This is a genomic window from Staphylococcus intermedius NCTC 11048 (assembly GCF_002902385.1).
GTDB lineage: Bacteria > Bacillota > Bacilli > Staphylococcales > Staphylococcaceae > Staphylococcus > Staphylococcus intermedius.
In genome coordinates this window covers 1-395 of sequence record NZ_PPQH01000147.1, presented here as the reverse complement: position 1 = coordinate 395, position 395 = coordinate 1, and the positions used below count along the sequence as shown (strand labels likewise).

Below are 395 nucleotides of genomic sequence, written 5' to 3'. Positions count from 1 at the left end.
CAATAAAAATATCAATACTTATTATATTTATCGCATTGCTTAGTATAGTCTCAACATCTGGATATTTATTTATTTCTCAAGTATCCACTAATGAAAAATCGCTTCTTTTAATGATAAAAACTTTTACTGCTTCAACAGTTATGTGGACAATATTAGTTGTGTTAGTCTTAAAAGTTATTTTTTCTAAAAGTCAGGATTTTTTTAGGATCATGGAAAATTTCCCCCTAACTAATAAAAGTAAGAATTTATCTTTGTTCATATTTGAGTCAATATGTTCTTTAGTGGCTATGTTTTTTATATCTTTTTCTTTCACTATTTCTATTATATTAAATAGCTCAATAGAATATTTAGGCTATTTAGTTGTGGATATTCTTTATGTTAGTATAGTAACGTAT

General features: G+C 24.8%; 1 protein-coding gene. It reads left to right on the top strand.

Annotated elements, in window-relative coordinates; genetic code table 11:
* Positions 1-110: 110 nt before the first annotated feature.
* Positions 111-395: hypothetical protein (locus CD138_RS14585; protein WP_219727737.1), on the top strand; the 285-nt coding region annotated here is incomplete at its 3' end.